Genomic DNA, 7,642 nt, shown 5'->3' with positions numbered 1-7,642 from the left:
TGATCTCGATCGGAGCCTGTTCCGGCCGGGCCCCGGACAGCCTCACAGGTCGGTGCCCGTCTCGCGCGCGCACAGCCGCCAGGTCGCCTGCGCCGCACGCGGGTCGGCGGCGCGCACGGCCCTCCCGGCCAGGGTCGGGGCGCGCGCTGACCGCCGATGCCGTCCGGCCCGATGTATGAACCGGGCGGCACATCGGCGGTCGCCGCGACGAGTAGCGGCTGCGCCCCTTCCTCCGCGGTCTGCGCCATGCGCGAGCACGACCACGTGACGAAGGCGTTGACGCGCGCGTTGGTCGTCGCGTTCTGCAGGTTGGTGGTGGCCCAGCCGGGGTGCGCGAGCTCGACGCGCGGGCCGTCCGCCGCGCGCAGCCGCCGGTCGAGCTCGAAACCCCACAGCATGTCGCCGAGCTTGGACTGGGCGTAGGCCGCGGCCATCGTCCAGCGCCGCCGGCTGAAGTTCGGGTCGTCGACGTCCACCCGCCCGATCGCGTGGGCGTTCGAGCCGACGATGACGACGCGCTCACGTACCCGCGGCAGCAGCAGGTTGGTCAGCGCGAACGGCCCGTACAGGTTGGTCGCCAGCATGAGCTCGTGCCCCGCGGCGTTCGTCTCGCGCCGCAGCGTGACCCGGCCCGCGCAGTTGACGAGCACGTCGACCGGCTCCGCCACCTCCGCGGCCGCCGCGCGCACGCTGTCGAGGTCGGCGAGGTCGAGCGGGATCGAGCGCGCCGGCCCGGGCAGTTGCGCGCACACCGCCTGGGCGCGCTCCGCGTTGCGGGCCGGCAGGATGAGCCGGGCCCGCGCGCGCGAGGCCGCGAGCGCCGCCTCCTTGCCGATCCCGTTGGTGGCGCCGGTGATGAGCCACGTGCGGCCGCTCTGGTCGGGCAGCGGCGCCGGCAGCAGGTTGGGGGTCATGGCCACCATGCTGGCAAAGCGTGGGGTCGAAGCGTCGAAGGCCGGTCGTGATCCGTCGTCCCGGAACCGCGTGGTGATCGGAGCCGGTCACCCGCGGGCCGCGCGCCACCCGGCGGCCCGGGCCTGCTCCGGCGAACAGAACCATCGCTCGCCCGTGCCCGCCGAGATGCGCGTCTCGTCGTAGGAACGCCCGCCGGGCACGTGGTAGATCTTCTCGCCGTCGCCGTTGATGTTCCCCTTGATGCGGCAGCCCTCGGCGGCGCCCCGAGCCGCCTCGCCGCCGCGCGGCGCCGACGTGTCCGAGGCGCTCGGGCGGGCCTGGTTCGACGGCCCCGCCGGAGTCGGTGCGACCGGCCGGGCGCACCCGGCGCTCCACACCCCGAACGCCCGCCCCCGGGCCGTGCGCTCGGCCGCGACGTAGCTGTCTCGGTGACGGTAGGCCGCCGCGTACGTGTACTCACGGCCCAGACCCGCCCCGATGAGCTGCTGCGCCGCGAGGGTGCCGTCGGGCAGCACGACGTGCCGCAGCAGCCGCCCGTATCGGTCCCGGTCGTCCTGGGTGCGATCGGCCTCCAGCCGCACCCCGCCGGCGACGGCTCGCACCAGCGCCTCGCGCGCCGCCTCGAACCCGCATTCTCCGGTCTCGGGGGTGTCGATGCCGATGATCCGGATGCGCTCGCGCCGGCCGCCGATGCGGACCGTCAGCGTGTCCCCGTCGGCGACCCGCACCACCGGGATCACCGCCCCGGCCGGGACCGCCCCGGTGGTCGCAGAGGGAGACGGGGGCGTCGCCGCGGCCGCGGAGCCACCGGTCGACGCGGGAGTCGGGCTCGCGGCGGAGCCGGAGACCACGGCGGGCGTCGAGGGCGCGGGCGTCGATGTCACAGGCGTCGACGGCGCGGACGCGCTCCCCGCTGCCGAGGCCGTCGCGTCAACAGCCTGGCTCGGGTCGCCCGCACCCGGGTCGGCCGACGGCGCGCCCTGCTGCCCGAGGACGATGAGCGCCGCGACCGCGGCCGCCGCGCCCACGCCCCACCGCCTCACTCGCACGCCGCCCTCCTCACCGTCCGATGGCCCACCGGCCTCTCGCCCGGACCCATCGGCAGCCGGCCGAGCGACCCGAGCGCGACCGGCCCGCCGACCCCGCCGAGCCCGACTCCGCCGAAACCCCTCAGGCCACCCTCACACCCCGAGCGAGAGCCGCGGCTGCGGCACGGGCGCGGGCATCGAGGTCGGCGTCGTGTGGCCCTTCTCGTCCTTGCCGGGCCGGGCGGCGAGCAGCGCCCACAGGATGCAGGCGAGGTCGACGACCTCCTGCATCGCGGCGCCCACGACTGCGGGCATGACGCCGGTGGCGGCGATGAGCATGAGCACGACCGACAGGCCCAGCCCGATCGCGATGGCCTGCCAGGCGATCGCCATCGTGCGGCGCCCGACGTGCACGCTGCGGGCCACGCGGTAGACGTCGTCCTGCATGACGACGACGTCGGCCGACTGCGACGCGGCGGCCGAGCCCTTCGCGCCCATCGCCACGCCCACGTCGGCCGCGGCAAGCACGGGCGCGTCGTTGACCCCGTCTCCGACCATCATCACCGGCCGGGCCGGGGCCTCGCGTACCGCCGCGACCTTGTCGGCCGGCAACAGTCCGGCGCGTGCCTCGTCGACGCCCACGGCGACGGCGACGGCCTGCGCGGTCGCCGCCGCGTCGCCCGTGAGCATGACCGTGTCGGTGACGCCGAGGCGACGCAGCTCGCGCAGGGTCGCGCCGGCCTCGGGACGCAGCTGATCGCCGAGCTCGACGAGGCCCGCGTAGCCGCCGTCCACCGACACGTGCACCCCGGAGTTGCCGGCGGCGGGCATGATCGCGGTGGCGTCGGCGCCGACGAACCCGGCCTTTCCGGCCCGGACCACGCGCTCACCGACGCGGGCCTCGACACCGGCCGCCACGGTCTCCGTCGCCGCGACCGCCTCGGGGGCGGACAGGCCCCGCTGCTGGGCATGCTGCACGATGGCCGCCGCGAGCGGGTGGGTCGACAGTGACTCCGCGGCCGCGGCGAGCGTCAGCACCTCGTCGGCGGTGTGTCCCGGAGCCGGGTGCACCCCTGCAACCGCCGGCACGCCGCGGGTCAGCGTGCCGGTCTTGTCGAAGGCGACGGTGCGCAGCCGGGCCAGCTTCTCCAGGGAGGCCGAGTCCTTGACGATGATGCCGAGCTTGGCGGCCCGGCCCATGCCGGCCATGAAGGCCACGGGCGCGGCGATGATCAGCGGGCACGGGGTGGCCACGACGAGCACCTCGGCGAACCGCGACGGGTTGCCGGAGACCCACCAGGCGACGCCGGCGATGACGAACGAGACGAGCGTGAACGGGATCGCGACGCGGTCGGCAAGCCGCACGAACGCCGCCCGCGAGGCCTGCGCCTCACGCACCAGCTCGACGATCCGCTGGTACTGGGAGTCGGAGGCGGTGGCGCTCGCCCGCACGAGCACCGCCGCCGAGCCGTTCACCGACCCCGACAACAGCTCCTCGCCCGCGACCTTCTCGACGGGCATCGACTCGCCGGTCAGCGACGACTCGTCGACGGTGGCGGCCGGTGAGACGAGCGCGCCGTCGACGGGCACGAGCTCGCCGGGCCGCACGCTGAGCACGTCGCCGACGGCGACGTCGACGACTGCGATGCGCGATAGCGCCCCGTCGGGCCCCACGCGATGGGTGTGCTCGGGCACGTTCGCCAGCAGCGCCGACAGCTCCCGGGAGGCGCGGTTGCGGGCGAAGTCCTCCAACGCCTCACCCCCGGTGAGCATGAGACAGACCACGAGCGAGGCCCAGTGCTCCCCGACGACGACCGTGCTGACGATCGCGGTGACCGCCAACAGGTCGATGCCGTACGTGCCCGCGCGCAGGTCGGCGATCATGCCCTTGGCCAAACAGGCGGCCATCGCGAGCGCGAACGCCGAGACGACCCAGCGGGAGGCGGTCGGCGCCCCGCTCAGGTGCAGGACGCCGCCGACCACCCCGGTGCAGACCACCACCGCGACGAGCGGATACCGGGTGACGAACCGAGTGACGAACCGCGCCAGCGTGCCTTCCATGCCGTCATCGTGCGCCGCCGCGGCAGCTCTGACTAGCCAGGAAAGCCATGCCTAAAGGCCTTCTGACCTGCGAAAACAGGCTAGGCAAGCCTTAGACGACGCCGAGGGCGACCATCGCGTCGGCGACCTTCATGTACGACGCGAGGTTGGCGCCGGCCACATAGTCACCGGGCTGGCCGTACTCCTCCGCGGTCTCGACGACCCGACGGTGGATGCCGGTCATGATCTCCTCGAGGCGGGTGTCGGTGGCCTCGAACGACCACGTGTCCCGGCTCGCGTTCTGCTGCATCTCCAGCGCGCTCGTCGCCACGCCGCCGGCGTTGCTCGCCTTGCCGGGCGCGAACAGCACGTGGGACTCCTGGAACAGGTGCACGGCCTCCGGGGTGCACGGCATGTTCGCGCCCTCTGCGACCACGCGCACGCCGTTGTCGATGAGCGTGCGCGCGGCCTGCCCGTCGAGCTCGTTCTGCGTGGCGCACGGCAGGGCGACGTCGCACGGCACCGACCAGATGCTGCCGTCGGTCACGTGCCGCACCGAGCCGCCGCGGGCCTCGGCGTACGCGGTGAGGCGCTCGCGACGCTTCTCCTTGACCTCCCTGAGCAGCTCGACGTCGAGGCCTTGCTCGTCGACGACGAAGCCGTTGCTGTCGGAGCAGGCGACGACGGTGGCTCCGAGCTGGGCGGCCTTCTCGATGGCGTAGATCGCGACGTTGCCGGAGCCGGAGACGACGACCCGCTTGCCGTCGAGGTCATCCCCGGCGTCGGCGAGCATCTCCTTGACGAAGTAGACGGTGCCGTAGCCGGTGGCCTCGGTGCGCACGCGCGAGCCGCCCCAGGTCAGGCCCTTGCCGGTGATGGTGCCGGACTCGTAGCGGTTGGTGATGCGCTTGTACTGCCCGAACAGGTAGCCGATCTCGCGGCTGCCGACGCCGATATCTCCGGCCGGCACGTCGGTGTACTCGCCGATGTGCCGGTACAGCTCGGTCATGAACGACTGGCAGAACCGCATGACCTCGGCGTCCGAGCGGCCCTTGGGGTCGAAGTTCGAGCCGCCCTTGCCGCCTCCGATGGGCATGCCGGTGAGGGCGTTCTTGTAAACCTGCTCGAAGCCGAGGAACTTGACGATCGAGAGGTTGACGCTGGGGTGGAAGCGCAGACCACCCTTGAACGGGCCGAGCGCGGAGTTGACCTCGACGCGGTAGCCGCGGTTGATCCGCACATTGCCCTCGTCGTCGGTCCACGGCACGCGGAAGATGATCTGCCGCTCGGGCTCACACATGCGGCGCAGGATCGACCACTGCATGTACTCGGACCGTTGCCCCGCGATGGGGTTCAGGCTGTGGATGACCTCGTAGACCGCCTGGTGGTACTCCTTCTCGCCAGGGTTGCGCTCCAGCACTTCCTCGTACATGGGAGCCAGGTTGGGGTGCAGGTTTTCGACCATGGTCGGAATCGTTGCACTACCGGCACCCGCGGGCGCGTCGGAGGGTTCACTTATCGTGGCCGGGTGCTGCGCGTCGCGTCCCATAACATCAACGGCATCCGCGCGGGCTTGCGCCGGGGCTTCGGCACGTGGTTGACCGGGCGCGACTGCGACGTCGTGGCGCTGCAGGAGGTCCGTTGCCCGATCGCCGCCCTGCCCGCGGGCGCCTTCGGCGACTATCACCTGGCGTACGACGCCGGCGACCTGGCCGGTCGCAACGGGGTCGCCGTGCTGACGCGCCGGCCGCCCGAGGCGGTGCGCACGTGGAGCGGCTCGGCCCTGCTGCGCCCGCCGGGCGGCGAAAGCCTCGACGTATCGGCCGCTCCGGTCGGCGTGCTGGCCCGCGGCCTGGGCGAATTCGCCACCCAGGGCCGGTACGTGGAAGTGGATCTCGCGGACGACCGAGTGACCGTCGCCTCGCTCTACGTGCCCAAGGGGGGCCTGCCGGCGCACCTGCAAAGGCCCGGCCGCATGCGGGAGGCGCCCGACGGTGGCGCCCGGTACGAACGCAAGATGCGCTTTCTTCGCGCCGTGGCACGTCAGCTCACCCGGGCCCGCCGAGGCGCCCGCGCCCGCGGCCGGCAGTACCTGCTGCTCGGTGACCTCAACGTGGCGCACACCCGGTTCGACGTCGCGCAATGGCGGCGCAACCAGAACAGCGAGGGGTTCCTGCCGATCGAGCGGGCTTGGCTCGATGAGGTCATCGGCCCGCGGCGGCTTGTCGACGTCGTGCGCCGGCTGCATCCACTCACCGACGGGCCGTACTCGTGGTGGAGCTGGATGGGCAACTCGTTCGCCAACGACACCGGCTGGCGCATCGACTACCACCTGGCCAGCGCCGGGCTCGCGGGCCGGGCGATCCGCGCGGGCACCGACCGCGACCCGGCTCCGGACCGGCGCATCTCCGATCACGCCCCGGTCGTCGTCGACTACGACCTGTGACCGGGCCGGCTCGGCGCCCCTAGACTCGCGGGATGAGCGGCGGGCACGGCGAGGACCACGAGGACCACGAGGACCACGAGGACCACGAGGACCACGAGGACCACGAGGACCACGAGGACCACGAGGACCACGAGGACCACGAGGACCACGAGGACCACGAGGACCACGAGGACCACGAGGACCACGAGGACCACGAGGACCACGAGGACCACGAGGACCACGAGGACCACGAGGACCACGAGGACCACGGGGACCACGGCAGCACGTTGGGGGCGATGGACGCCCGTGTCCGAGCGCTGGAGACGGTGCTCGTCGAGCGCGGGCTCGTCGACCCGGCGGCCCTCGACGGGATCGTCGAGTACTACGAGCACGAGGTCGGACCGCACCGCGGCGCGCACATCGTGGCCCGCGCCTGGACCGACTCCGGCTTTCGCGGGCGGCTGCTGCGCGACGCGAGCGCGACGATCGGCGAGCTGGGCTGGACCGGCCGGCAGGGCGAGCACATCGTCGCCCTGGAGTGCACCCCCGACGAGCATCATCTCGTCGTCTGCACGCTGTGCTCGTGCTACCCGTGGTCGATCCTCGGACTGCCACCCGTCTGGTACAAGGCGCCGGCCTACCGGGCCAAGGTGGTGCGCGACCCGCGCGGGGTGCTCGCCGACTTCGGCGTCGAGTTGCCTGCGGACACGCGTGTGCGCGTGTGGGATTCGACGGCCGAGGTGCGCTATCTCGTCATCCCGCAGCGTCCCGCGGGCACCGACGGGTGGACCGTGGAGCAGCTCGCCGAGCTCGTCACGCGCGACTCGATGATCGGCACCGGCTTGGCACACACACCCGGTACAACCGCGCCGGAGGCGTGATGGACGGCGTCCACGACCTCGGCGGCATGCACGGCTTCGGACCCGTCGAGCCGGAGGCCGACGAACCCGTCTTCCACGCCGGCTGGGAGCGGCGGGCTCTCGCGGTGACGCTGGCCACCGGCGCACTCGGGCGCTGGAGCATCGACCGCTCCCGGTTCACCCGCGAGCAGCTGCCGCCGGCGGTCTACCTGTCGAGCAGCTACTACGAGATCTGGCTGCGCGGGCTCGAGCGGCTCCTCGTGGAGGCGGGCCTGCTGGCTCCCGCCGACCTCACCGGCCAGGCCCGGGCCGACCTGCCCGTCGGGCCGGGATCCGCGCCACCGCCGGCACCCGCGGAGGCGGTGCCCTGGCCC

The 7,642-nt window shown here is 73.2% G+C and carries 6 protein-coding genes and 1 pseudogene; 3 read left to right on the top strand and 4 right to left on the bottom strand.

Features of this window, described 5'->3' with window-relative positions; translation table 11 throughout:
- The 4 genes from PINTE_RS19440 to gdhA form a co-directional block, all read right to left on the bottom strand.
- A partial coding sequence (locus PINTE_RS19440) for an SDR family NAD(P)-dependent oxidoreductase (RefSeq protein WP_245643067.1) occupies positions 1-914 on the bottom strand: 914 nt, incomplete at its 3' end.
- An 87-nt stretch (positions 915-1,001) separates the two neighbouring features.
- Complete coding sequence (locus PINTE_RS19435) at positions 1,002-1,964, bottom strand: thermonuclease family protein (RefSeq protein WP_245643066.1); 963 nt, start codon at positions 1,962-1,964, stop codon at positions 1,002-1,004.
- A 132-nt stretch (positions 1,965-2,096) separates the two neighbouring features.
- Positions 2,097-4,004: a heavy metal translocating P-type ATPase gene (locus PINTE_RS19430; RefSeq protein WP_068433980.1), complete on the bottom strand. Its 1,908-nt coding sequence runs from the start codon at positions 4,002-4,004 to the stop codon at positions 2,097-2,099.
- A gap of 91 nt (positions 4,005-4,095) precedes the next feature.
- A complete protein-coding gene (gene gdhA, locus PINTE_RS19425; RefSeq protein WP_068433978.1) occupies positions 4,096-5,448 on the bottom strand; it encodes an NADP-specific glutamate dehydrogenase in 1,353 nt (450 codons plus the stop codon).
- Between the two features lie 63 nt (positions 5,449-5,511).
- Here gdhA and PINTE_RS19420 point away from each other — a divergent pair, with 63 nt between their 5' ends.
- The 3 genes and pseudogenes from PINTE_RS19420 to PINTE_RS19410 form a co-directional block, all read left to right on the top strand.
- A complete protein-coding gene (locus PINTE_RS19420) occupies positions 5,512-6,429 on the top strand; it encodes an exodeoxyribonuclease III (RefSeq protein WP_217996652.1) in 918 nt (305 codons plus the stop codon).
- 32 nt (positions 6,430-6,461) lie between these two features.
- Positions 6,462-7,289, top strand: a complete 828-nt coding sequence (nthA, locus tag PINTE_RS19415; RefSeq protein WP_084343833.1) for a nitrile hydratase subunit alpha — start codon at positions 6,462-6,464, stop codon at positions 7,287-7,289.
- Positions 7,289-7,642 (top strand): annotated as a pseudogene (locus PINTE_RS19410) (SH3-like domain-containing protein); the annotation flags it as partial. The gene nthA and the pseudogene PINTE_RS19410, both read left to right, overlap by 1 nt.

It is taken from the genome of Piscicoccus intestinalis NBRC 104926 (genome assembly GCF_001515525.1).
Taxonomy (GTDB): Bacteria; Actinomycetota; Actinomycetes; order Actinomycetales; family Dermatophilaceae; genus Kineosphaera; species Kineosphaera intestinalis.
Note: the sequence above shows the minus strand (reverse complement) of the source record. Positions and strands in the feature narration are given on the sequence as shown.

Excerpts from the sequence above, each read along its gene's own strand:
- PINTE_RS19430 (WP_068433980.1), bottom strand. The coding sequence starts at position 4,004 with ATGGAAGGCACGCTGGCGCGGTTCGTCACTCGGTTCGTCACCCGGTAT.
- gdhA (WP_068433978.1), bottom strand. The coding sequence starts at position 5,448 with ATGGTCGAAAACCTGCACCCCAACCTGGCTCCCATGTACGAGGAAGTG.
- nthA (WP_084343833.1), top strand. The coding sequence starts at position 6,462 with ATGAGCGGCGGGCACGGCGAGGACCACGAGGACCACGAGGACCACGAG.